This window comes from Bacteroides sp. BFG-606 (assembly GCF_024788145.1).
In the GTDB taxonomy this organism is placed as follows: domain Bacteria; phylum Bacteroidota; class Bacteroidia; order Bacteroidales; family Bacteroidaceae; genus Bacteroides; species Bacteroides vicugnae.
In genome coordinates, this window is record NZ_JANUIL010000001.1 from 4,847,796 (window position 1) to 4,872,259 (window position 24,464).

General features: G+C 44.2%; 18 protein-coding genes and 1 pseudogene. 11 read left to right on the forward strand and 8 right to left on the reverse strand.

The annotated features are described in order from the left end of the window. Nucleotides 1-9: 9 nt before the first annotated feature. The 3 genes from NXV01_RS18455 to NXV01_RS18465 all read right to left on the reverse strand — a co-directional run bounded on the left by NXV01_RS18455 (nucleotide 10) and on the right by NXV01_RS18465 (nucleotide 2,891). Nucleotides 10-1,167, reverse strand: coding sequence for an MFS transporter (locus NXV01_RS18455; protein ID WP_217723224.1), 1,158 nt, complete (start codon nucleotides 1,165-1,167; stop codon nucleotides 10-12). 9 nt (nucleotides 1,168-1,176) lie between these two features. Continuing rightward, complete coding sequence (gene panB, locus NXV01_RS18460) at nucleotides 1,177-1,998, reverse strand: 3-methyl-2-oxobutanoate hydroxymethyltransferase (protein ID WP_148366935.1); 822 nt, start codon at nucleotides 1,996-1,998, stop codon at nucleotides 1,177-1,179. A gap of 245 nt (nucleotides 1,999-2,243) precedes the next feature. Further along, nucleotides 2,244-2,891 (reverse strand): HAD family phosphatase, encoded by a 648-nt coding sequence (locus tag NXV01_RS18465; protein ID WP_258980832.1) that lies wholly within the window; start codon nucleotides 2,889-2,891, stop codon nucleotides 2,244-2,246. Between the two features lie 150 nt (nucleotides 2,892-3,041). Here NXV01_RS18465 and NXV01_RS18470 point away from each other — a divergent pair, with 150 nt between their 5' ends. After that, nucleotides 3,042-4,406: an MATE family efflux transporter gene (locus NXV01_RS18470; RefSeq protein ID WP_148366937.1), complete on the forward strand. Its 1,365-nt coding sequence runs from the start codon at nucleotides 3,042-3,044 to the stop codon at nucleotides 4,404-4,406. 39 nt (nucleotides 4,407-4,445) lie between these two features. Here NXV01_RS18470 and NXV01_RS18475 read toward each other — a convergent pair whose 3' ends face one another. Genes NXV01_RS18475 through NXV01_RS18485 form a run of 3 tightly spaced genes read right to left on the reverse strand, consistent with a single transcriptional unit; the run spans nucleotide 4,446 to nucleotide 9,790 of the window. Continuing rightward, on the reverse strand, nucleotides 4,446-6,764 hold the full coding sequence (locus tag NXV01_RS18475) for an ABC transporter permease (RefSeq protein WP_259023046.1): 2,319 nt from the start codon (nucleotides 6,762-6,764) through the stop codon (nucleotides 4,446-4,448). 18 nt (nucleotides 6,765-6,782) lie between these two features. Further along, nucleotides 6,783-7,457 carry an ABC transporter ATP-binding protein gene (locus NXV01_RS18480; protein ID WP_004303508.1) on the reverse strand — a complete coding sequence of 225 codons (675 nt, stop codon included), beginning with the start codon at nucleotides 7,455-7,457 and terminating at the stop codon, nucleotides 6,783-6,785. A 23-nt stretch (nucleotides 7,458-7,480) separates the two neighbouring features. Beyond that, the gene (locus NXV01_RS18485; RefSeq protein ID WP_259023047.1) at nucleotides 7,481-9,790 is read right to left on the reverse strand and encodes an ABC transporter permease; all 2,310 of its coding nucleotides are present in this window, start codon (nucleotides 9,788-9,790) and stop codon (nucleotides 7,481-7,483) included. Nucleotides 9,791-10,057: 267 nt separating this feature from the next. Here NXV01_RS18485 and NXV01_RS18490 point away from each other — a divergent pair, with 267 nt between their 5' ends. The 6 genes and pseudogenes from NXV01_RS18490 (at nucleotide 10,058) to hcp (ending at nucleotide 16,756) form a co-directional block, all read left to right on the forward strand. Further along, nucleotides 10,058-10,861 (forward strand): metallophosphoesterase, encoded by an 804-nt coding sequence (locus tag NXV01_RS18490; RefSeq protein WP_074557058.1) that lies wholly within the window; start codon nucleotides 10,058-10,060, stop codon nucleotides 10,859-10,861. 52 nt (nucleotides 10,862-10,913) lie between these two features. Beyond that, nucleotides 10,914-11,522, forward strand: coding sequence for a hypothetical protein (locus NXV01_RS18495; protein ID WP_370540826.1), 609 nt, complete (start codon nucleotides 10,914-10,916; stop codon nucleotides 11,520-11,522). Between the two features lie 97 nt (nucleotides 11,523-11,619). After that, a complete protein-coding gene (locus NXV01_RS18500; protein WP_259023048.1) occupies nucleotides 11,620-12,960 on the forward strand; it encodes a sigma-54 dependent transcriptional regulator in 1,341 nt (446 codons plus the stop codon). Next, the gene (locus NXV01_RS18505; protein WP_148366942.1) at nucleotides 12,957-14,270 is read left to right on the forward strand and encodes a PAS domain-containing sensor histidine kinase; all 1,314 of its coding nucleotides are present in this window, start codon (nucleotides 12,957-12,959) and stop codon (nucleotides 14,268-14,270) included. The genes NXV01_RS18500 and NXV01_RS18505 overlap by 4 nt, the downstream gene beginning before the upstream one ends. 10 nt (nucleotides 14,271-14,280) lie before the next feature. Then, nucleotides 14,281-14,950, forward strand: a pseudogene (locus tag NXV01_RS18510) (Crp/Fnr family transcriptional regulator). A 174-nt stretch (nucleotides 14,951-15,124) separates the two neighbouring features. Further along, the gene (gene hcp / locus NXV01_RS18515) at nucleotides 15,125-16,756 is read left to right on the forward strand and encodes a hydroxylamine reductase (protein ID WP_234133603.1); all 1,632 of its coding nucleotides are present in this window, start codon (nucleotides 15,125-15,127) and stop codon (nucleotides 16,754-16,756) included. A 194-nt stretch (nucleotides 16,757-16,950) separates the two neighbouring features. Here the strand turns inward: hcp and NXV01_RS18520 are convergent, their stop codons facing one another. Beyond that, on the reverse strand, nucleotides 16,951-18,135 hold the full coding sequence (locus NXV01_RS18520; RefSeq protein ID WP_148366944.1) for a uracil-xanthine permease family protein: 1,185 nt from the start codon (nucleotides 18,133-18,135) through the stop codon (nucleotides 16,951-16,953). Nucleotides 18,136-18,301: 166 nt separating this feature from the next. Between NXV01_RS18520 and NXV01_RS18525 the strand changes: the two genes are divergently transcribed. Both NXV01_RS18525 and NXV01_RS18530 read left to right on the forward strand, forming a co-directional pair. Beyond that, complete coding sequence (locus NXV01_RS18525; protein WP_259023049.1) at nucleotides 18,302-19,768, forward strand: potassium/proton antiporter; 1,467 nt, start codon at nucleotides 18,302-18,304, stop codon at nucleotides 19,766-19,768. A 280-nt stretch (nucleotides 19,769-20,048) separates the two neighbouring features. Beyond that, on the forward strand, nucleotides 20,049-21,713 hold the full coding sequence (locus NXV01_RS18530) for a long-chain fatty acid--CoA ligase (protein WP_074557018.1): 1,665 nt from the start codon (nucleotides 20,049-20,051) through the stop codon (nucleotides 21,711-21,713). Nucleotides 21,714-21,952: 239 nt separating this feature from the next. Here the strand turns inward: NXV01_RS18530 and NXV01_RS25915 are convergent, their stop codons facing one another. After that, on the reverse strand, nucleotides 21,953-22,249 hold the full coding sequence (locus tag NXV01_RS25915; protein WP_409012961.1) for a hypothetical protein: 297 nt from the start codon (nucleotides 22,247-22,249) through the stop codon (nucleotides 21,953-21,955). A gap of 137 nt (nucleotides 22,250-22,386) precedes the next feature. Here NXV01_RS25915 and NXV01_RS18540 point away from each other — a divergent pair, with 137 nt between their 5' ends. Both NXV01_RS18540 and NXV01_RS18545 read left to right on the forward strand, forming a co-directional pair. Beyond that, on the forward strand, nucleotides 22,387-23,061 hold the full coding sequence (locus tag NXV01_RS18540) for a response regulator transcription factor (RefSeq protein WP_259023050.1): 675 nt from the start codon (nucleotides 22,387-22,389) through the stop codon (nucleotides 23,059-23,061). 19 nt (nucleotides 23,062-23,080) lie between these two features. Then, complete coding sequence (locus tag NXV01_RS18545; protein WP_259023051.1) at nucleotides 23,081-24,412, forward strand: HAMP domain-containing sensor histidine kinase; 1,332 nt, start codon at nucleotides 23,081-23,083, stop codon at nucleotides 24,410-24,412. Nucleotides 24,413-24,464: the final 52 nt, after the last annotated feature.

The following is a 24,464-nucleotide window of genomic DNA, read 5'->3' on the forward strand; positions in this document are numbered from 1 at the left end:
GCTACTCTCCTATCTTACTTTCTTCTTTATATAATAAGGATAGGTAATCAATACAAAGAAGAGTAAAGCAATGGATGCTACTATCTGTCCGGTATGTAGCATCTTATCTGTATCCAGTTCCATGTAGCAGGCGGTAGCGATTCCCAGAGAAATGCCGATTTCGGTTGCCAGCAGATGGGTAGTGTTGGCTGTTCCGCGTTGGCAATGGTGGGATAGCTTTACGAACATCACCAGAAATTCCGGCAGGATAAAGCCTAAGCCCAATCCCAAGAGTACGGAGGAAATGCCTATGGAGATGTCTGTATTCAATAAAGACATGGCTATCATTTCCAATCCGATTCCCATAATGACCAGTCGCAAGGTTTTCTCTTTCAGGAAAAACAGACGTGCAAAGAACAGGGAAACAATGTATCCGAGGGCTGTTCCTACAAAGAACGGTACGGGGATTCCTGTGTTTCCGAGTACGAAATCGTTTAGGAAAGGGTGTACCATGGGAACCAGCAGTCCCGGAATGAAGGTTATCAGGATCAGATTGATGGCAGGAACCCATCCACGAAGCAATAAGAAGCGGTCGAAGGAATAGAGTTTGGTGACAATCGGCGCACGGAAAGGTACGTAGACTCCTGATAAAATGAGGATTCCGACAGCTCCGGTTATGACAGATACAGTGAGCAGGGTTTGGAAGGATTGGCTTTGATAAAGCCATACTCCGAGGACAATGCCTGCGATCATCCCCATACGTGCCATCCAGGAGAAACTGACGTTTCCCGCACTGCGCAGCGTGGAGTTGGTGATGTCGATGGCCAATGTGATGCCGGCTGTTGTGCCTATGCCAAAGGCAAGCCCTTGCACGGTGCTCAACAGAATCAGTTCTGTGAGGTTGGTGACAAAGGCGTATCCGATGGTCGCCACTACCATCAGGGCGGCAGCAAACATACACACGTATTTACGCTTGTATGCATCTACCAGATAGGCATGGAAAGGACCGATGAGGAACATCCCCAAGGTGAAAAAGAGAAAGATTACTCCTGTCTGTGCAGCCGGCACTCCGAGACGGTCGGCCATCTCTACGGAAAGCACCGGAAATAACACATACAAGGATATAAACAACAGCAAATTAGCTACACATATCCGCATAAAATGAACTGTCCACAATTTAACTGCCATATACTATATTTAATATTGTTCCTTCTCGTTGGGGAAGTAGCAATTCTTCACGTCAGAAACATAACGGCTGATGGCATCGGTCATCACCGTGTACAAGTCAGCGTAACGACGCAAGAAACGGGGACGGAATCCGTTGTTCATGCCAAGCATATCCTGAATCACCAATACTTGACCGTCTACGTGTCCACCGGCACCGATACCGATAATAGGTATGGTCAGTTCGGAAGCTACGCGTTCGGCAAGGGTTGCGGGAATCTTTTCGAGTACAATGGCAAAACAGCCTGCTTCTTCCAATAGATGGGCGTCGCGAATCAGCTTCTCGGCTTCGGCGTCGTCCTTGGCACGCACGGTATAGGTACCGTATTTATTGATGGATTGAGGCATGAGTCCCAGATGTCCCATTACCGGAATGCCGGCGCATACGATGCGTTTCACCGTGTCTATGATTTCTTCACCACCTTCCATCTTCAAAGCGTCAGCGTGGCTTTCTTTCATGATGCGGATGGCAGAAGCAAGTCCTTCCATCTCGTTGCCCTGATAGGATCCGAAAGGCATATCAACTACTACCATCGCACGCTTTACACCACGTACCACGGATTTAGCATGATAAATCATTTGGTCGAGTGTGATAGGTAGTGTAGTCACATTACCTGCCATTACATTAGAAGCAGAGTCGCCTACCAGAATTACATCCATTCCTGCACCGTCTACAATCTGCGCCATTGTGTAATCATATGCAGTCAGCATAGATATTTTTTCACCTCTCTGTTTCATTTCAACCAAGCGATGAGTAGTCACCTTTCTTGTATCATCCGATATATAACCAGCCATGTCTTTTTAAATTAAAAATTAATGATTAAATATTAAAACGACGCCAAGCGCCTTCAAAAATCGCGGCAAAGTTATAACATTTAATTCATAACAGAGAAGGAAATGCAAAAAATCCTTTCAAACGCCTCGCTTAGGTAGCTGGGGAGGCGTTTGAAAGGATTCTGTGAGGTATAATAAAAGCTCCTTAACGATATAAGGAAGCGATTTATCAAGTGCAATAATGCGTTTCGGATTTATTCTTTCTCTTAACGATGCAGAGTCAGGAGCTTGTCGTAAGTCATGTCGGTGAAGTCGTCTATTATATAATGTGCTTTGCCGGTGATGGCTTCGCGTGTGTTGGTGGTGGCAAGTCCGATCACTGTTGCCCCGGAAGTCATTCCGGCTTGCAGACCGTGGAAAGAATCTTCAAAGACATAGGTATTTTCGGGAGTGGCTTCAAAGATTTCCATTCCGAGCAGGAAGCAGTCGGGAGCCGGTTTGGAACGGGCAAACATCTCTCCGGTCAGGATGCGGTCTACCATTCCTTTAAATTCGGGGTGGGCATTATAGACGTTGGCCATCTTCTCTTCGTTGGAGCTGGTGACTACGGCTATCTTTGCACCGTTACGGCGAAGATCGGCTATAAAGGCTTCTACTCCGGGGATATACTCGTAGGACATCTTTTGCTCGTAAACGTAAAGTTCAGCGCTTATTTCAAGCTGGGCTTCGGGTTTGTCCGAGAAATACTTTTCATAGATTTGCAATAATGTCTGTCCCTTGATCCGGCGACCGAAATCTTCTTCGTTCAGATATTTCCGTCCCTGCTCGTCCCAGAAGACTGTGTACTGCGTTTCTGTATCCATAATGACACCATCAAAATCGAAGAGTGCCGCAATCGTTTTCGTTGTATTCATATATAAACTTTCTTTTTACCTAAACGTTAAACCTTGTGTATCCATCGCTGCAAAGTTCCGAATAATCATCGAATCAGGCAAATAATTCGTACCTTTGCAAAGCTAAAAAAAACGTAACATACGTTTTTATCCAACAAAATCTACTAGCGCATGAGCAAGAACGACCCACATATCTTAGGCAAAGAAAGTATCGGCAAATTGCTGTTACAATATTCCATTCCTGCAATTATAGGAATGACGATTACTTCTATCTATAATATTATTGATAGTATCTTCATCGGACATGGCGTAGGCCCGATGGCGATTGCCGGACTGGCCATCAGCTTTCCGCTGATGAATCTAGTGGTGGCTTTCTGTACATTGGTATCGGCGGGCGGTTCTACGCTGGCGTCTATCCGTCTGGGACAAAAGGATATGAAGGGGGCTACGGAAATCTTGTCACACACGTTGATGCTCTGTATCACTAATTCGTTCTTCTTTGGTATTTTGTCTTTCATCTTTCTGGATGATATATTGGTTTTCTTCGGGGCCAGTAACGAGACGCTTCCTTATGCGCGGAGCTTTATGCAGGTGATCTTATTGGGTACTCCTATCACTTATACGATGATTGGGTTGAACAACGTGATGCGTGCTACCGGATACCCGAAAAAGGCGATGTTGACTTCGATGGTGACGGTGGTGGCGAACATTATCCTCGCTCCTATCTTTATTTTCCACTTTGAATGGGGAATGAGGGGAGCTGCTACGGCAACGGTGATTTCGCAGTTGATCGGTATGGTGTGGGTGGTGAGCCACTTTGTCAAGAAAGACAGTACGGTGCATTTTGAGGGGAATATCTGGAAGATGAAACGGAGAATTGTGGAGAGTATCTTCGCCATTGGTATGTCTCCTTTCCTGATGAATGTGTGTGCGTGTGCCATTGTGATTATCATCAATAACAGCCTGCAAAATTACGGAGGTGATATGGCGATTGGAGCTTATGGAATCATCAACCGTTTGCTGACGCTTTATGTGATGATTGTGTTAGGTCTGACGATGGGTATGCAGCCTATCGTGGGGTATAACTTCGGAGCGCAGAAGATAGACCGCGTGAAACAGACGTTGCGACTGGGGATTATCTCCGGGGTTGTGATTACCAGTAGCGGGTTTATTATCTGCGAGTTCTTCCCGCATGCTGTGTCGGCTCTTTTTACGGATAGCGATGAATTGATTGATTTGGCCGTAGACGGTATCCGGCTGGCTGTATTGATGTTCCCGTTTGTAGGGGCGCAGATTGTGATTGGTAACTTCTTCCAAAGTATCGGGAAGGCTAAAATAAGTATTTTCCTTTCGCTGACGCGGCAGTTGCTTTATCTTTTGCCTTGCTTGCTACTCTTTCCCAACTGGTGGGGATTGAAAGGTATCTGGATTAGTATGCCGGTATCGGATGCACTGGCATTTATTACGGCGGTTGTCAGTCTGATGATTTACATTAAGAAAGTATCTAAACAACATCCGGAAACGGTAGCGGAATAAAGCATTAGCAGCTTTACTCCGCCTATTGGTTTTTATTATTTATTCTGCTTTAATGCTCTTTACGGGGTTTTCATTGGCAACGTGCCAGGCTTTCACTACCACGCAAGCCACGATAACCAATAGTACCAGCAGGGCTATTCCTATAAAAAGTAACAGATCCATATCAATTCGTTCGCTAAACTGTTCCAACCATATTTGGCCTGTAAAATAGGAAGCGGCAGTACCTATCAGAACAGAGATTACGGAGATGTTCAGAATGTCGTATATCAATAATTTCAGGATGCCGGAGGCTTCTGCCCCATTCACTTTGCGTATGGCTATTTCCTTGCTGCGGCGTTGAGTTTCTCCATTCACATAGCCAATCAATCCCGTGATGACAATAAGCAGGATGAAGCAGGACGAAATCCAGACTGCATTACGGAAACGATATACACTCTTATAGCCTTCCCGGATCTTGCTGTCTACTGAATTGAAGTTCAGAGCTACATTCGGAAATGTTTTTGCCACACATTCGTTCAAGCGTTTCAGGTTCTCGTCATAGGGTTCTTTTAGACGGACATTGATGGTGTGATTGGCCGATTCTTTATCGGCAATCAATGCAATAGGAGACTGACTGGAATAGAAACTTCTATTACGAATATCATCAAACACTCCTACGATGGTACCTTCTACCCCACTCACGGATTTTCCTACGGCACCATCGGTCCATTTCATCAAACGGACGAGTTCTTTATTCACCAATAGATCGCCTTTTTTCTTGATGGTGGTGCCTTCTGTTATTCTGATTCCCATCACATTCGGATAATCATAGTCGCACATATTGAAATTAAGGGTAGCAATGCGTTTGCCGTCGTTGCCAATCAATCCACGTGTCCAGTACTCTCCCAGTACGCTGTGTGTGGATGCCGATACCCCATCCACCATCGGTTGGCGAAGCAACTCGTCTTTTACATATTCTACTGTTTCGCCTGACATCCAGGTTTCGGCTTCTACCAGTCCCGGAATCTTGATTCCCATATCTCCATTCATCAGGTGAGAATATTGTAACAGGGTAACCAGCAATAGTCCGAGTACAAAGGAGGTACCCGTGAACTGGACAAATAGCAATGAACGTTTCCATCCTCTTTTCCCATCCGTGTAGTGCCGGAATACTTGCGTGACGGGAATACGTGAAAACAGTTTCCCCGGTATACCTCCTGCCAGGAGGAAAAGGACTGCTACAGTGAGCAACGGTATCCAAATGATGTCCCAGGCAAACAGTGAGGCAAGGCTGGTTCCCAGCAGGTCTTCGATCAATTCGCCCATGTTGATTATCAACAGGAAGCTAAATAGAATGGATAGTAGAACCAAGACTCCGGTTTCTGCCAGAAACATGCCAAAGACGTTCCCTGAACTGGCTCCACTGCATTTATGTACTCCTACGCTTTTTGCACGACGACTGATAGTGGCTATTGAAATCAACATATAATTCATGATGGCTACAAAAAACACTGAAAAGCCGAGGAAGCCGAATATCATCAAACGTTTCTGGGTATCGGCAGAATCCAGATGACGTTCCGAAAGAGGAACAACGCTGTATTCCAACTTCCAGTCATCCCATTGCAAGGGGCTGTATTTTGCCATTACTTGTTGGATTTTGCTGTTCACCTTGTCTATATCCGACGCATGACGCAAGCGTGCAAAGGCATAAAAGATATCATTCCCATTCCAACCGTTACCACTCGCATAGTGACCATCGCGGTGAATGGTAATCACAAAGTCACGGGAGAGCATCGAATTTTCGGGTATGTCTTTATAGACACCGCGAATTGTCAGTTCCAACTGTTTGTCCGCCGAAAGGGTTTTCCCAATAGGGTCTGCACTGCCGAATGTTTCACGGGCAAAATGTTCTGAAACAAATATGCTATTCGAGATAATGAGATCTTTCGCATTCCCTTTTAGTACGGGTATACCCATCGTTTCAAAGAAACAGGTGTCAACCCTCATGTAATTTGCTTTCGACAGCAGTTTGTCTTCCTTATAAATATGATAAAACTGGGAAGGAAGCACACAGGTGGCCGACTCTATTTCTTCAGGCATATCCTGCGCCAGGGTAAAAGCTACCGGATCGCAGACAGTATAGTCATAATTCATTCCGTCATCTCCCTGCACTTCTCCGGTCGTCCTATTATGCGACGCTATTCTCGCCATTATCAGATTCTCCGCTTCCGGATAACACTTTTCATAGCTCATCTCAAAAGCTATTTGCGAGAAAAGCAAGATGCCAACTGTTAGTCCTAAAGAAAGGGAGAGCACTCTTACAATATTCAAAGTACGCTCATGTAGTAATGTACGTATACTATAATAGATTTGTCTCATACTAGCTTCTGATCTGGTTTATGCTATCACACTGGCTACCACACTGCCGTCGAACAAATGAACTGTACGATGGGCAAAGGATGCGTCATGTTGTGAGTGTGTCACCATGATGATGGTTGTTCCTTCTTTATTCAGTTCGGTCAACAGGTTCATCACTTCTGCCCCATTCTTTGAATCGAGGTTACCGGTCGGTTCATCGGCGAGAATCAGTTTCGGATTGGTCACTACGGCACGGGCAATGGCGACACGTTGTTGCTGACCACCGGAAAGTTGTTGCGGAAAGTGTTTGGCACGATGACTGATGTTCATCCGTTTCAGAATATCTTCTACCATGCGGCGGCGTTCGGATGCTTTAAAGCCCAAATATGTCAGAGGAAGTTCTACATTCTCGTAAACATTCAGTTCGTCGATCAGGTTAAAGCTCTGGAATACGAATCCGAGTTTGCCCTTACGCACATGGGTACGTTCTTTCTCTTTCAATCCGCCCACTTCTTCACCCATCAAGCGGTAGGAACCTTCAGTGGGGTTATCGAGCAACCCCAGAATGTTCAACAATGTGGATTTACCACAACCGGAGGGGCCCATAATGGCTACAAACTCTCCCTCTTTTACTTCAAGGTTTACGTGATTCAAGGCAACTGTCTCCACTTCGGAAGTACGGAATACTTTACTGATGTTGTTTATTTCAATCATAATCTTTTTATTTATGTTTTTAATTATTCACTTTTAAGGCTATTCACCGGATTTTCATTGGCAATCCGCCACGATTTCCAAAGTACGCAGGCTACGATAACGAGAAGATTTACAATCGCTATCAGTACATACGCCGCCCAGCTGACGGGCACGTGTTCGGCAAACATATCCATCCACATATCATTGACGTACCATGATGCCGCCACACCGATCACAACGGCTGCAACGGCTACATAGAGCACATCTTTCACCAACATTTCCAAAATACCGGAGGCTTCGGCGCCATTGACTTTGCGTATGGCAATCTCTTTGGAACGGCGGCGGACTTCGTCGGTTGTGTAGCCTATCAATCCCATCATCATCACAAAGAACATGGTAACCGCTGCCAGTATGGTAGCATTGCTGAAGACGCGGATGGAGTTATAACTCTCTTTTATCATCTGCTCCATCGAACGGAAATCGACCGTTTTATCGGGGAAAGCATCTGCCGATACTTTATTCAGTTTCTGAAGATTCTCCGCAAAAGGTTCTTTCAGCCGGACATGAACACAGCTCCCGAAATTCTTGGTACTCATCAGGATGAAAGGTGCTTGCGGGTTGGTGAAATTACCGATCCGGAAGTCTTTAATCACTCCCACTACTTTACATACGTAGCCTGAATTATAGACGGTACGGTTCAATAGTTCGGTTCCCCAGTGCATCCATTCGCCGTATGTTTCATTGATGACTACTTCGTCTTCATTTCGTGGCATACGCCCCTCCTTCATCACCATACCCATCATCTTCGGATAGTCTTCCATCATTTTACAAAAACGGGAAGAGAAAAGTGATTGTCCACTTTCATCCTGAATCATCGTTCCGCTATAACTATATACGGGATGGGAATCGGCACTGGACACGGACTCTACATAAGGCAGGCCGCGGAAGAAAGTCAGGGCATAGTCTTGGTTTTCTTTATTGCCGAAACCGGTATTGGCTACGACAACGCGCTTCGGATTGTATCCCAGGTCTTTGTTTAAGACATAGTAGTATTGCAGCATCACCACATACATCAGTCCGCAGATGAAAGCTACGCCGGCAAACTGCACGAATAATAGCGGGCGTTTCCAGCCTTTCTTTCCTTCTGTATAGCGGCAGAAGACTTGTGAAACGGGGATTTTGACAAAGATGCGTCCGGGCAGTGCTCCTCCTATGAGGAACAGGATAGCTACCGTCAGCAGGGGTACCCAAAGACGGTCTAAAGAGAACAGAGCTCCGAGTTCAACGGCGGTTGTATCTTCTATAAAGTCGCGGAAGTTCAGTAAGATTAATCCCATCAGTAGTAAGGCGAAGAGAATAATGATAGCTGTTTCCAATAGGAACATTCCCAGAATTTTGCCGCTGCCTGCACCGCTACACTTATGTACGCCGATAGCTTTGGCGCGGTATGAGAGTGAAGAGATGGAGATCAGTACGTAGTTCAAGGTAGCGATAAAAAGGATGATTATTCCCAGGATAGACATGATATTCCGCATCCGCTTCACGTCCGGCTCTTCCCTGTACACATCACGGATCGGCTTTACAAAAGCGGTATAACCTACTACTTTCTGGTCTTCTGCAGGACGATATTTCTTTATCAAGTCATTCAACCGGGCATTCACCACGGATTTGTCTGCTCCGGGACGGAAACGGATAAATGCAATCCAGCTATCGCCTCCTCTCCAGGAGTAGTTTCCCCATCCACGGCTCCATACGGTAGGCAGAGAAATCACAGCCTCCGGTCTGACGGTAGCATTTTCAGGTATGTCAGCATACGTACCTTTCACTGTCAGTTCTATTTCCTTATTATAAGAGATAACTTTGCCTATCGGATTTTCTTGATCGAACATCTTACGAGCCAACCGGTCACTAAGAAAGACAACATCTTTCTGCATCAGTTCCTTTTCTGGAACACCGCTTAAAACGTCGATACCCATAGTCTGAAAGAATAGTGAATCGGCTGTCACTTTGTTAGCTTCAAAACGGACACTTCCATGATAAAGAGGGGCACTCATCCAGACGCAATAGCTGGTGGCTGCCTCCACTTCTTTAGGAAAATTCTCCAGTATGGCACCCGCCACCGGTCCGCAGTTCATTTCCTGCGGCTCAAAGGTTTGGCCATTGGCGGAAAAGACGGAGAAGATCTGATACAGGTTATCATAATCTTTGAAGCATTTGTCAAAGCTCTGTTCGAAAGCCACACGGGCAAACAACAGAATGCTCATCGTCAGCCCCAACGCCAAAGAGAGGATTTTGATAACGTTGGAACCATGCCCCCGCAATAAAGTACGGATCACATAATAGATTTGTTTCATATTATATTTTATTTTTGTTTTTCTATTTTCAATCATGCAGAAAGCATGCCAAAAAAGAATAACAATTCATTATCAGGTGTTTATCATTTCAACCTTTCTGAATATTGTCTAAAAATTAGACAGTACCGTCTAATTTTTAGACAACCGGGAGACTATTCCATTTCTCCTTTAAATTGTTCCAACAGTCTCTATTATCCATGGGGAGATTGTCCATCCCGGTAGAAAACTTTATCTTTGCATTCAGTTTTATAAACTATTAAAGTAATGATGAAGAGGAAGAATTTATATGCACTGTGTTCGTGCCTGTTCCTTTCGGGATGCGGTATGATAGACTATCATCCGTATGACGTCCGCATCAGCGGAGAAACAGAGGTCAATGCACACAACATCGAAAGAATAGAAGCGAGCTGCCAGGGTAAAACTACGATACGGTTCGTGACAATGGGCGACTCACAACGATGGTATGACGAAACGGAAGATTTTGTAAAAGCGATCAATCAACGGAATGATATTGACTTCGTCATCCACGGAGGGGATATGAGTGACTTCGGACTAACCAAGGAATTTCTTTGGCAAAGGGATATCATGAACGGACTTCATGTGCCTTATGTGGCTCTGATCGGAAATCATGACTGCTTGGGCACGGGAGCGGAAACCTACAAGGCTGTATTCGGCTCCACAAACTTCTCTTTCATCGCAGGCAATGTGAAGTTTGTCTGCTTGAATACCAACGCTTTGGAGTATGATTACTCCGAACCGGTACCGGACTTTACCTTTATGGAAAATGAGATAACGAACAGGCGGGAGGAGTTTGAAAAGACAGTTATTTGTATGCACGCGCGTCCCTATACGGATGTGTTCAATGATAATGTGGCAAAAGTATTCCAGCACTATGTCAAACAGTATGCAGGAATACAGTTCTGCACGGCCGCCCATACCCATCACTATCAGGACGATGTGATTTTTGATGATGGAATACATTATGTTACCAGTGATTGTATGGATTACCGTACTTATCTGGTATTTACAATAACTCCGGAAAAATACGAATATGAGCTGGTTAAATACTAATTATATCTTACGCGCAGGAGTACTGTACGTGCTTCTCCTGCTTTCCGGTCTGATGTCTGCCACCTGCCAGACAAACGCACCGGAACAGACCCAACATACCCGTTATGACAATCGGGTTCACCGTTTCCGCAGAAACTGGGAGCGGATTATCCCGACTCATTCCAAAATACAATATGCCGGAAATATGGGATTACTCTCTTTCGGCACAGGATGGGATTATGGAAAGCGTAATCAGTGGGAAACGGATGTATTGCTCGGATTCATCCCGAAATATTCTTCGAAGAAAGCAAAAGTGACCATGACGCTCAAGCAGAACTATATGCCTTGGAGCATTAACATTGGAAAAGGATTCTCGACGGAGCCTCTTACCTGTGGTCTTTATGTGAATACCGTATTTGGAAATCAGTTCTGGGTGAATGAGCCGGAACGTTATCCGAAAGGGTATTATGGTTTCTCAAGCAAAGTGCGTTTCCATGTCTTTATGGGACAACGCCTGACCTATGATATTGACCCGCAACGCAGATTTATGGCCAAGTCCGTAACCTTTTTCTATGAAATAAGTACGTGCGACCTTTATGTGATTAGTGCGGTAAACAATAGTTATCTCCGTCCGCGTGATTACCTTAGTTTATCATTCGGATTGAAGTTCCAGTGGTTTTGATTGGGGGCACAAGGAGTCTAAAATCAATTTTGAATTATGATTCTTGAATTATCACATCCTTTTTTCGTAAGTTTGCGCTGTACAAACTTGAACGAAAATGAGTAAATCTGGAACAATCATCATTGTAGACGACAATAAAGGAGTGCTGACTGCCATACAAATCCTTTTAAAAAGTTATTTTTCAAAGGTCGTTGCCCTCTCCTCGCCTGTCACCCTGACGAGCGTCCTGCGGGAGGAAATGCCGGAAGTGGTATTGCTGGACATGAATTTCACATCGGGCATCAATACCGGCAATGAGGGATTATTCTGGTTACATGAAATAAAAAAAGTACGTCCGGATCTTCCGGTCGTACTTTTTACGGCTTATGCCGATATTGAACTGGCTATCCGGGGGATTAAAGAGGGAGCAACGGACTTTATCGTTAAACCCTGGGACAACCAGAAACTAGTGGAAACGCTGCAAACCGCAGCAACCTCTACGCACAATGACAGGAAAACAGCAAGCAAAGAAAAGCCTGCTCACTCGCCTATGTACTGGGGAGAAAGCAAAGTAATGCAACAGTTACGGGTTTTGATTGAAAAGGTTGCCATCACCGATGCCAACCTCCTGATAACGGGTGAAAACGGAACAGGAAAAGAGATGCTGGCACGTGAAATCCATGCGCTTTCCAACCGCAAACATAAGGAAATGATTGCTGTGGATATGGGAACCATCACGGAATCTTTATTCGAGAGTGAGCTTTTCGGACATATAAAAGGGTCGTTCACTGATGCACATACCGACCGGACAGGTAAGTTCGAGGCTGCCGAAAAGAGTACGCTGTTTCTGGACGAAATAGGAAACTTGCCCTACCATCTGCAAGCAAAACTACTGACTGCCATCCAACGGCGAAGCATTGTAAAAGTGGGAAGTAACACGCCAATTCCTATTGATATCCGACTGATATGTGCCACGAACCGGAACTTGCAAGAGATGGTAGCGAAAGGCGAATTCCGGGAAGACTTGCTCTACCGCATCAATACCATTCATGTGGAAATTCCTCCCCTGCGCGAACGGAAAGAGGATATTATCCCATTGGCCGAACGATTTTTGTCTCACTTCTGCAAGCAATATGACAAGTCGTTGATGAAGTTCACTCCCGAAGCAGAGGATAAATTGACTGCGCATCCCTGGTATGGGAATATCCGCGAATTGGAGCACGTCATCGAAAAAGCGGTTATCATCAATGACAGTCCGCTGATTCCTGCTGAATTGTTCCAATTATCCGTACCACGGACAGCCATTCAGGAACAAAACATCTCCACCCTGGAAGAAATGGAAGTGCAGATGATACGGAAAGCACTCGATGCCTGTGCGGGAAATTTATCGGCAGTGGCCGCTCAACTGGGAATAACCCGGCAAACGCTCTATAACAAGATGAAAAAATTCGGATTATGAACTCACAGATCCAACAACTGGGGATTCGGTACTGGTTCAGAGTTTTGCTGACTGTACTTTTCTGTATATCGACTGTCTGGTTCGGTATTCATCAATCATACGGTTGGTTGGGCGTCAGTCTTTGTCTGCTGGTGCTTAGCATCATCTGGCAAATCCGCCTGTACCAGCTTCACACCAAGCAGGTGCTTTTCATGATTAACGCGCTTGAAAACAATGATAACACCTTTCATTTTCCCGAAGAAAACGGTACTCCCGAAAGCCTAAAGATCAACCGGGCACTCAACCGGGTGGGACACATTTTATATAATGTAAAAGCGGAAACTGCCCAGCAAGAGAAATATTACGAGCTGATTCTGGATTTTGTCAGTACAGGATTGCTGGTACTCAATGACAATGGGGCGGTTTATCAGAAGAACAAGGAAGCACTCCGTCTTTTGGGGCTGAATATATTCACGCATATCCATCAGTTAAGTAAAGTAGACACTACGCTCATGGAGAAAATAGAGAACTGCCGTCCCGGAGACAAACTGCAAGTGATGTTTCACAACGAACGGGGAACCGTTAATCTATCCATACGTGTATCGGAAATCAATGTGCGCAAAGAACATCTGCGTATCCTGGCCCTGAACGATATCAATACCGAACTCGATGAAAAGGAAATAGATTCATGGATTCGCCTGACACGGGTTCTGACGCATGAAATCATGAATTCGGTCACTCCTATCACTTCCCTTTGTGACACTCTTCTTTCCATGTCCGAGGGCAAAGATGAAGAGATCAGTCACGGGTTGCAGACCATCAGCACCACAGGAAAAGGGTTGCTCTCTTTTGTAGAATCTTACCGGCAGTTTACACGCATACCTGCACCGGAACCGTCGCTGTTCTACGTGAAAGCGTTCATAGAAAGGATGATTGAACTTGCCCGCCATCAGAATCCGTGTGACAACATTTGTTTCCACACGGAGATTTCTCCTGCGGACTTAATCCTGTATGCAGATGAAAACCTCATCGCCCAAGTGGTTATCAATCTTCTAAAGAATGCCATTCAGGCAATCGGCAGCCAGCCGGATGGTAGAATCGAGATCCGGGCTTATTGCAATGACATGGAAGAAATATGGATCGAGATCAAGAACAACGGCCCTGAAATCCCATCGGAGATAGCAGAGCATATCTTTATACCTTTCTTCACCACCAAAGAAAATGGTAGTGGAATCGGACTTAGCATTTCACGCCAGATCATGCGTCTTTCGGGCGGAAGTCTCACTTTGCTGCGGGAGAAAGAAACAACGTTTATTTTAAAATTCAAATAACTATTGATATATGATACCTGCACTCGTCAACAATCCCTTATTCCGGGGAATCACTCCGGAAAGACTTTCTGCCGATCTGGAAGAGATCAGTTTCCATACACGTTCTTATAAGAAAGGGGAAATCCTGGCTCAACAGGGGGGCTGTGTGCAACCGCCTTGTCATCCTGACCAAAGGAAGTGTGCGTGGAGAGATGATCGATTATTCGGGGCGTCTTATCAAAGTGGAGGACATCGCTGCTCCAAGAGCGATTGCCCCTCTGTTCCTGTTCGGTGAGGAGAACCGCTATCCGGTGGAAGTGACTGCCAACGAACCGACAGAGGTTATCGAACTTCCTAAATCAAGTGTATTGAGTTTATTCCGCAAAAACGAGCAGTTTTTGGAAAACTATATGAATCTTTCTGCCAATTATGCACGGACCTTATCGGATAAGCTTTTCTTCATGTCATTTAAGACGATTCGTCAGAAACTTGCTTCGTACTTGCTCCGACTACATAAACAGCAGCAACAGGCACATATCACCCTCGACCGTTCACAACAGGAATTGAGTGATTACTTCGGGGTGTCCCGTCCTTCCCTCGCCCGTGAACTGGCGCATATGCAGGAAGACGGATTATTGATAGCCGATCGTAAGCATATCACTATCTTACAGAAAGAAGAACTGGTCCGGCTTATCCAATAATGGAATCGACTTAAAAATTCATGGATTGAATATTGACCGGATAATAATCAAATAGTAAGTATCTATATAAAAAATATTCATTGTTGTAACATTGGTTACAGAATCACCTGAAACCTTTCCTCTACTTTTGCGTTCAAGAAATAAACTATTGGACTAATTAAAAACGTAAAAGTTATGAGTATGTTCTGTTATCAATGTCAAGAAACCGCAATGGGTACCGGTTGTACCTTGAAAGGTGTGTGCGGTAAAACGTCTGAAGTGGCTAACCTGCAAGACTTACTACTCTTCGTAGTACGTGGAATTGCTGTCTACAACGAACATCTGCGTAAAGATGGACATCCTTCCGAACAAGCAGACAAATTTATCTATGATGCATTGTTCATCACCATCACCAACGCCAATTTTGATAAAGCGGCTATCACTGAAAAAATCAAAGAAGGACTGAAACTGAAAAAGGAACTTGCCAACAAGGTAAAGATTGAAAATGCTCCCGACGAATGTCTTTGGAATGGAAGCGAAGATGAGTTTGAAGAAAAATCAAAAACTGTCGGTGTGCTTCGCACTCCCAACGAGGATGTCCGCTCACTGAAAGAACTTGTACACTATGGCCTGAAAGGAATGGCTGCCTATGTAGAGCATGCACATAACCTGGGCTACGAGTCACCGGAAATATTTGCTTTCATGCAACATGCCTTATCCGAACTGACCCGCAATGATATTACAGTGGAAGAACTGGTTCAGCTGACTTTGGAAACAGGAAAGCATGGAGTATCGGCAATGGCACAGTTGGATAAAGCGAATACCAGCAGCTACGGAAATCCGGAAATCTCACAAGTGAGTCTCAGTGTACGCAATAATCCGGGTATATTAATCAGCGGACATGATTTGAAAGACCTGGAAGAGCTATTGGAACAAACGGAGGGCACAGGAGTAGATGTATATACTCACAGCGAAATGTTGCCTGCACACTATTATCCTCAACTAAAGAAGTACAAGCATCTGGCAGGAAATTACGGAAATGCCTGGTGGAAGCAGAAAGAGGAATTTGAAAGTTTCAACGGTCCTATCTTGTTCACAAGTAACTGTATCGTTCCGCCACGTGCAAATGCCAGCTACAAGGATCGTATTTACATCACAGGAGCCTGTGGTTTGGAAGGGGCACATTACATCCCCGAACGCAAAGACGGAAAACCGAAAGATTTTTCTGCCCTGATTGCTCACGCCAAACAATGTCAGCCACCGATAGCCATTGAAAACGGAACGATTATCGGAGGATTCGCTCATGCACAGGTGACAGCCCTGGCAGATAAAGTGGTGGACGCCGTGAAGAGCGGAGCTATCCGCAAATTCTTTGTAATGGCAGGATGCGACGGACGTATGAAAAGCCGTGAATACTATACGGAATTTGCTCAAAAATTACCTGGTGACACCGTGATTCTTACTGCCGGTTGTGCCAAATACAGATATAATAAACTGGCTTTAGGTGATATCAACGGCATTCCGAGAGTATTGGATGCAGGACAATGTAACGACAGTTACTCACTGGCCGTCATCGCTTTAAAACTGAAAGAAATCTTCGGACTGGATGATGTAAATCAGTTGCCTATCGTATACAACATCGCCTGGTACGAACAAAAAGCGGTCATTGTTTTATTGGCATTGCTGGCTTTAGGAGTGAAACATATTCATCTGGGTCCTACTCTCCCCGCTTTCCTTTCACCGAACGTAAAGAACGTATTGATCGAACAATTCGGAATCGGAGGCATCAGCACAGTAGATGAGGATATTGTGAAGTTCCTATCCTAAACAACAATGGAATAGCCGGAAATTTCAATTGGAGATTCCCGGCTGCAAAATAGTGACGGTATATGATAAAGATAGTGACGGTATTGTTGTCGTATACCGTCACTATCTTTTTCTATATTGAACAGGATTTCTATGTTTATCCCGCACGCATAGTCGATGGAATCTTTTTGAATAGTTTCTTTTTAAATAGAATATCAATCTTCTTTTGGCAATATTAAATTGAGAAGCACTCCCACCAAAGCTGCCAGTCCAATGCCGGACAATGAAAAATCGCCCCAATTAAAAGCAGCGCCGCCAATACCGACAGTCAGTGTCAAAGACACAATGACTATATTTCTTGTACGACTCAAATCAATGCAATTATTCACAAGATTACCAATTCCCGCGCAAGCAATCGTTCCGAAAAGCAATAACATGATGCCGCCCAGTACCGCACTAGGAATGGATCTTAATAATGCACTGATTTTACCGATAACAGAAAATAAGATAGCGGAAATGGCAGCTATTCTTATCACTTGCGGATTGGTTATCTTTGTCAGAGACATGGCTCCGGTCACTTCCGAATAAGTTGTCACAGGAGGGCCACCCAATAATCCGGCACAGAAACATGCCAGACCATCCCCCAATAAAGTACGGTGCAACCCCGGATCTTTCACGAAATCTTTTCCGGTGACTGTATTAACGACATAGATATCACCAATATGTTCTATCACCGGAGCAATGGCTACCGGAATCATAAACAACACAGGTTCCCATGAGAATTTAGGAAAGACAAACTGCGGCAATCCAATCCAAGCAGCATCTCTGACACCGGACAAATCCAAATCGTAGAAAAGCCATGCAGCCAGATACCCTACAACAATTCCACAGAAGATAGGAATCAGTTTCAAAAGCCCCTTGGCCTTCATTGAAACAACGACTGCGGTAACCAACGAAAGCAGTGCCAGTACCCAGTTCTCTTTTGCCATATTCACTCCCGTTCCCGCCAATGACAAACCTATCAGAATGATGACAGGCCCTATGACAACAGGAGGAAACAGCCGTTCAATCACCCTCACTCCCTGCCATTTGACAAGCGCACTCATCACAAAGTAAACTAACGCTACTCCAACCATGCCGGATAAGGTGCCGGGCAATCCATAAAGTTCTGTCGCTTTAATGATAGGTGCAATAAATGCGAAACTACTCCCCAGAAAGACAGGAACCTTTCCACGCGTAACCGCATGAAAGATAAGCGTACCAATACCTGCTGTAAACAGAGCTGTAGAAGGGTCAAGCCCCACCAATAACGGCACGAGTACCGTAGCACCGAAAGCTACAAACAAGAATTGTACCCCCACCATCCCTTTCCTCAAAGGTGTAAGATTATTTGAATCCATAAGTATAATGTAGATTATTCTTTGCAAAATTAGTCTTTTTAGACAATTTAACTCCCTTTTTTCACAAAAATACATCCAAAAAGGGTTTTTATTTGTTGTTAATAATGTGTAACTTCGCACGGTGAGAATTAATACGACAATTTTATAACTTTATAATATATTGCCTATGATATTTACAGCAGAAAACACTCTACTTATCGGTTCTATCTTACTTTTCGTCAGCATCGTTGTTGGAAAAACCGGATACCGCTTTGGAGTACCTACCTTATTATTGTTCCTCGTAGTAGGAATGTTGTTTGGAAGTGACGGCCTCGGCCTGCAGTTCCACGACGCGAAAGACGCCCAATTTATCGGTATGGTGGCCCTTAGTATTATCCTTTTCTCGGGAGGTATGGATACGAAATTCAGAGAAATCAAACCTATTCTAGGTCCCGGTATCGTGCTTTCCACTGTCGGAGTACTACTCACAGCCCTTTTCACCGGACTCTTTATCTGGTGGATATCAGGTATGAGCTGGTCTAATATCTATTTACCTATCACTACTTCCCTGCTTTTGGCTTCTACCATGTCGTCTACTGACTCGGCTTCGGTGTTCGCCATCCTCCGCTCACAGAAGATGAACTTGAAACACAACCTTCGTCCCATGCTGGAACTGGAGAGCGGAAGTAATGACCCGATGGCCTATATGCTGACCATTGTCCTAATACAGTTCATTCAGTCGGCAGGTATGGGAGTCGGAGCCATCGTCGGATCTTTCATTATCCAGTTCATCGTTGGTGCCGCTGCCGGATATATACTTGGAAAGCTAGCCATCCGAATGTTGAATAAGCTCAATATTGATAATCAGGCCTTGTATCCTATCTTATTACTTGCATTTGTATTTTTCACTTTCTCCATCACCGACTTACTGAAAGGTAACGGTTACCTTGCCGTATATATTGCGGGTATCATGGTAGGAAACAATAAAATCATGCATCGTAAAGACATCTACACCTTTATGGACGGACTGACCTGGTTGTTCCAAATCATCATGTTCCTTTGCCTGGGATTGCTTGTCAACCCGCACGAAATGCTGGAAGTAGCTGCCGTGGCATTGTTGATTGGTGTCTTCATGATTATTATCGGCCGCCCGTTAAGCGTGTTCCTCTGTCTGCTTCCATTCCGGAAAATCACGATGAAATCACGTATTTTCGTGTCTTGGGTAGGATTACGCGGTGCAGTTCCTATTATCTTTGCTACCTATCCGGTAGTGGCGGGCGTAGAAGGTTCGAACCTCATTTTCAACATTGTATTCTTTATTACCATTGTCTCATTGGTCGTACAGGGAACAACCATTTCTTTCGTCGCCCGGATTTTGAATCTTTCCAAACCGCTGGAAAAAACCGGTAACGACTTCGGAGTGGAACTTCCGGAAGAAATTGACTCTGACCTTAGTGATATGACTATCACTAAAAGTATGCTGGAAGAAGCAGATACATTGAAAGATATGAATCTTCCGAAAGGCACGCTGGTAATGATTGTGAAGCGCGGAGATGAGTTCCTGATTCCCAACGGAACGCTGAAACTGCATGAAGGAGATAAACTGTTACTTATTTCCGAGAAGTCCAAAGAAGAAGATGCTGATTCAGAATAACATCAGAAAAGAGTTATTCAGTACACCATAATTGATTCGTCTCCACGCATGAAACCTCTTGCCTTTGCAAGACATTCGTTTCATCTTCATGCATGGAGACGAAACGTTTTATACAGGCCAATGAACTAGTTTTAAGGAAGAAACACGAAAGACCTTTATCCGGCTGGTAAAATTGTTCATTCCCCTCCGTTAATTAACCGTAAAACTTGAATTTAAAATTCGGTTTACATCTACGAAGTATTAATTTTGCGCAGTTTTAAACTAAATGTGCAAAAATCGAATGGAACAAGAACATCAGTTCATTGATTATATTGAGCAAAGCATCATCAAAAACTGGGACAAAGATGCCTTAACTGACTATAAAGGAATTACCCTCCAATATAAGGATGTAGCGCGTAAAATCGCTAAATTTCACATCGTCTTGGAAAGTGCCGGCATCCAGCCGGGAGATAAAATAGCCGTTTGCGGACGTAACAGTGCTCATTGGGCGGTTACTTTCTTGGCGACCATCACTTACGGAGCTGTTATTGTTCCCATTTTGCATGAATTCAAGGCAGATAATATTCATAATATCGTCAACCATTCCGAGGCCAAATTACTTTTCGTCGGCGACCAGGCATGGGAGAACCTGAATGAAGATGCCATGCCTTTGTTAGAGGGCATCGCTTCACTGACAGATTTCTCGGCATTAGTGTCCCGGAACGAAAAACTCACTTACGCTTTTGAACACCGGAACGCTATTTACGGCCAACAGTATCCCAAGAACTTTCGCCCGGAACATATTTGTTACCGGAAAGATCGTCCGGAAGAACTGGCTATCATCAACTATACTTCCGGTACCACGGGTTACTCTAAAGGAGTGATGCTCCCCTATCGCAGTCTTTGGTCGAACGTGGCTTATTGCTTCGAAATGCTTCCCGTTAAACCGGGAGACCATATCGTTTCCATGTTGCCTATGGGACACGTGTTCGGTATGGTATATGATTTCCTTTACGGATTCTCTGCAGGTGCACACATCTATTTCCTGACGCGTATGCCGTCTCCGAAAATCATTTCCCAATCTTTCTCCGAAATCAAACCCAGAGTGATTTCTTGTGTACCGTTGATTGTGGAAAAAATTATCAAGAAAGACATTCTTCCTAAAGTAGACAGCAAAATCGGCAAGTTATTACTGAAAGTGCCTATTGTGAATGATAAAATCAAATCATTGGCACGACAGGCTGCCATGGAAATCTTCGGTGGAAACTTTGACGAGATTATTATCGGAGGTGCTCCTTTCAATGCGGAAGTAGAGGATTTCCTTAAAAAGATAGGGTTCCCCTACACCATCGCTTACGGTATGACGGAATGCGGTCCGATTATTTGTTCCAGCCGTTGGGAAACACTGAAACTTGCTTCCTGCGGAAAGGCAACCAGCCGGATGGAAGTCCGCATAGACTCACCGGACCCGAAAACGCATGCCGGAGAAATCGTATGCAGAGGAATGAATATGATGCTGGGGTATTATAAAAATCCGGAAGCTACGGCACAAATTATTGATGCTAACGGTTGGCTGCATACCGGTGACCTCGGTACGTTGGATGAAGAGGGTTATGTGACAGTCCGCGGACGTAGCAAGAACCTGCTTCTCACCTCTAGCGGACAGAATATCTATCCCGAAGAAATTGAAAGCAAGCTGAACAACATGCCGTATGTTTCGGAGTCACTGATCGTCTTACAGCACGAAAAGCTGGTAGCCCTGATCTACCCGGATTTCGACGATGCTTTCGCTCATGGATTGCAGCAGACGGATATTCAGAAAGTAATGGAGCAAAACCGTATCGAATTGAATCAACAGCTTCCTAACTATTCTCAAATAAGCAAGATTAAAATCCATTTTGAAGAATTTGAAAAGACTGCGAAAAAGTCAATCAAACGCTTTATGTATCAGGAAGCAAAGGGATAATATCTCAAATAATAAGATAAGTATTCTCGCAAATAAAAACAAAAACGGTGAACAACCTCAACACTGTCCACCGTTTTTTTCTAACCTCTAACCAACTTTATTTATACTACCTGTTTTCTATCTTTCTACCTAAAAACGAATCCTATTTCCATTATTAACAGTCTAACTTTATAATCAATCAGTCTTTTTAAAGTGCTATAAATGAAATAGCCTGTCCGCCTCCGGAGCCATTCATATGTTCAACGTATTTTCAGAAAATAGTTCCCCTTTGCTTTACGCACGATGGCTACAAATTCACCCGGTTCTCCTGCCAATGCTTTCGATTCGTCACAATCCGGATCGAAGTCGCGGAAGAACTGGAAAACCGGATGGCCTTCATTATTTTCAATCAACAATGAGTCACCTACTAAAACATTATATAACGGTTTGCCGTTGTCGTCTACTGTTAAAGCCATTTTGATATGACCGTCCGGTGATTTCACTTCTGTTTTCGAACTGCTACACCCATAACATCCCAGCACACAGAAAAGCTCCAATGACACAATTTATTTTCATAGCATATCTATTGTTTGTATATAGTACAACTCAAAAAGAAGAAACACTTAAATGTAGCGCAGATTTCTTTCTCCGGATGCCAGGAAAAAAGTATCTTTGCACATAAACAATCTGAATTATGGCAAAGATACTATTGGTTGAAGATGAAATTAATATCGCCTCTTTCATCGAACGGGGACTCAAAGAATTCGGGCATTCGGTAAGCGTCTGCCATGACGGGAACGCCGGTTGGAAAATCCTTCAGGACGAGCCTTTCGACCTTTTGATACTGGACATTATCATGCCTAAAATAAACGGTCTGGAACTTTGCCACCTTTACCGCCAGATGTTCGGGTATCAGACTCCGGTTATTATGCTGACGGCCTTGGGTACAACGGAAGACATTGTTAAAGGACTGGATGCGGGAGCAGACGGTTATCTCGTCAAACCTTTTAGTTTTCAGGAGCTGGAAGCGCGCATCAAAGCCCTATTGAGACGCAACAAGGAAGCAGCTTCCAATCTATTGACTTGCGACGATCTGGTGCTGGACTGCAATACCCGGAAAGCCAGAAGAGGTGAGACAGACATCGACCTCACCGTTAAAGAATATCGCCTGCTCGAATATTTCATGACCCATCAAGGGGTTGCCCTCTCACGTATCACCTTGCTCAAAGATGTATGGGACAAGAACTTTGACACCAATACCAATATCGTAGATGTTTATGTGAACTATCTCCGGGTAAAGATTGATCGTGACTTTGATAAAAAGCTGATCCATACAGTCGTAGGACTAGGATATATCATGAATACTTAAACTCCCAAGCACCCCGGCTATGAAAATAGGTTCTAAAATAGCTCTTTTTTATACATTAATCAGTGTACTGACCACTGTTATTATCATTGCCGTATTTTATATTTTCAGTACACAGTACATCAATAAGCTTTATGCTTCTTACCTGCGTGAAAAAGCCTACCTGACCGCACAGAAGCATTGGGAAAAAGATGAAGTAGACGAACAGAGCTACCAGATTATCCAACGCAAATATGACGAACTCCTGCCCGAAGCCCATGAGATTCTTTTAAATATGGACAGTCTCTCCGAAGTGCGTGATACACTGAATAAATACCTCACGCAACACCAGCAGGCTCTTCTGCTGGCAGGACAGGACAGCATCCCTTTCTCTTTCAAATATAAGGATCAACTGGGAGCCGCCCTTTATTATCCGGATAATGAAGGAAACTTTATCGTACTCGTCATGTCCCGGAATGCCTACGGAACAGAAATCAAGGAACACCTATTATTGCTTTCCATATTTCTCATCTTAGCCAGTTCCGTCCTGATCTTTTTCATCGGAAAAATATACTCCGGCCGCATTCTGGTTCCCCTGCAACACATACTAAAGGAGCTGAAAAGAATACGTGCCAACAGTCTGAACCGCCGATTAAAGACCACCGGCAATAATGACGAGCTGGAGGACATGATAAAGACATTAAATAGTATGCTCGACCGTCTGGACAGTGCATTCAAAGCAGAGAAGTCCTTTGTCAGTCATGCTTCACATGAATTGAACAATCCGATTACCGCCATTCAGGGAGAATGTGAAATCAGTCTGCTGAAAGAAAGAAGTACGGGAGAATACATTGAATCCCTTCAACGAATTTCTTCGGAAAGCAAACGATTGTCCAGCCTCATCCGGCACCTTCTTTTTCTTTCACGACAAGAAGAAGAACTCCTGAAAAACAATATTGAAGAGATTATTCTGGCCGATCTATTAAAAGAGTTGACGGCTTCCGATGAAAGGATCCATCTTCATTTGGAAGAGACAGACCGGCAGATGACCGTAAAAGCCAATCCATATCTATTGAAGATAGCATTAAAGAATATAATAGATAACGCCTGCAAATACTCTGATAGAGAAGTCTATGTGACTCTCTACCGGGAGCAACAACAAATCATTCTTGATATAGAAGACCGGGGAATCGGTATTCCACAAGAAGAAATAGCACACATATTCCAGTCCTTCTATCGGGGCAGTAATACCCGGGACTATGCCGGACAAGGCATCGGACTTAGCCTGACCCTGAAAATCATCTCTGCTTATCACGCAAAGTTGGATATATTTTCAGAAATAGAAAAAGGAACAAAAGTACGGGTGATTTTTTAATTCACCCTTCTTTTATTCCTTTCTCCCTCTACCTACTGAAAACCTACAAATT

Coding starts and splice junctions, on each gene's coding strand:
- NXV01_RS18455 (WP_217723224.1), bottom strand. CDS start 1,167: ATGGCAGTTAAATTGTGGACAGTTCATTTTATGCGGATATGTGTAGCT.
- panB (WP_148366935.1), bottom strand. CDS start 1,998: ATGGCTGGTTATATATCGGATGATACAAGAAAGGTGACTACTCATCGC.
- NXV01_RS18465 (WP_258980832.1), bottom strand. CDS start 2,891: ATGAATACAACGAAAACGATTGCGGCACTCTTCGATTTTGATGGTGTC.
- NXV01_RS18470 (WP_148366937.1), top strand. CDS start 3,042: ATGAGCAAGAACGACCCACATATCTTAGGCAAAGAAAGTATCGGCAAA.
- NXV01_RS18475 (WP_259023046.1), bottom strand. CDS start 6,764: ATGAGACAAATCTATTATAGTATACGTACATTACTACATGAGCGTACT.
- NXV01_RS18480 (WP_004303508.1), bottom strand. CDS start 7,457: ATGATTGAAATAAACAACATCAGTAAAGTATTCCGTACTTCCGAAGTG.
- NXV01_RS18485 (WP_259023047.1), bottom strand. CDS start 9,790: ATGAAACAAATCTATTATGTGATCCGTACTTTATTGCGGGGGCATGGT.
- NXV01_RS18490 (WP_074557058.1), top strand. CDS start 10,058: ATGAAGAGGAAGAATTTATATGCACTGTGTTCGTGCCTGTTCCTTTCG.
- NXV01_RS18495 (WP_370540826.1), top strand. CDS start 10,914: ATGTCTGCCACCTGCCAGACAAACGCACCGGAACAGACCCAACATACC.
- NXV01_RS18500 (WP_259023048.1), top strand. CDS start 11,620: ATGAGTAAATCTGGAACAATCATCATTGTAGACGACAATAAAGGAGTG.
- NXV01_RS18505 (WP_148366942.1), top strand. CDS start 12,957: ATGAACTCACAGATCCAACAACTGGGGATTCGGTACTGGTTCAGAGTT.
- hcp (WP_234133603.1), top strand. CDS start 15,125: ATGAGTATGTTCTGTTATCAATGTCAAGAAACCGCAATGGGTACCGGT.
- NXV01_RS18520 (WP_148366944.1), bottom strand. CDS start 18,135: ATGGATTCAAATAATCTTACACCTTTGAGGAAAGGGATGGTGGGGGTA.
- NXV01_RS18525 (WP_259023049.1), top strand. CDS start 18,302: ATGATATTTACAGCAGAAAACACTCTACTTATCGGTTCTATCTTACTT.
- NXV01_RS18530 (WP_074557018.1), top strand. CDS start 20,049: ATGGAACAAGAACATCAGTTCATTGATTATATTGAGCAAAGCATCATC.
- NXV01_RS18540 (WP_259023050.1), top strand. CDS start 22,387: ATGGCAAAGATACTATTGGTTGAAGATGAAATTAATATCGCCTCTTTC.
- NXV01_RS18545 (WP_259023051.1), top strand. CDS start 23,081: ATGAAAATAGGTTCTAAAATAGCTCTTTTTTATACATTAATCAGTGTA.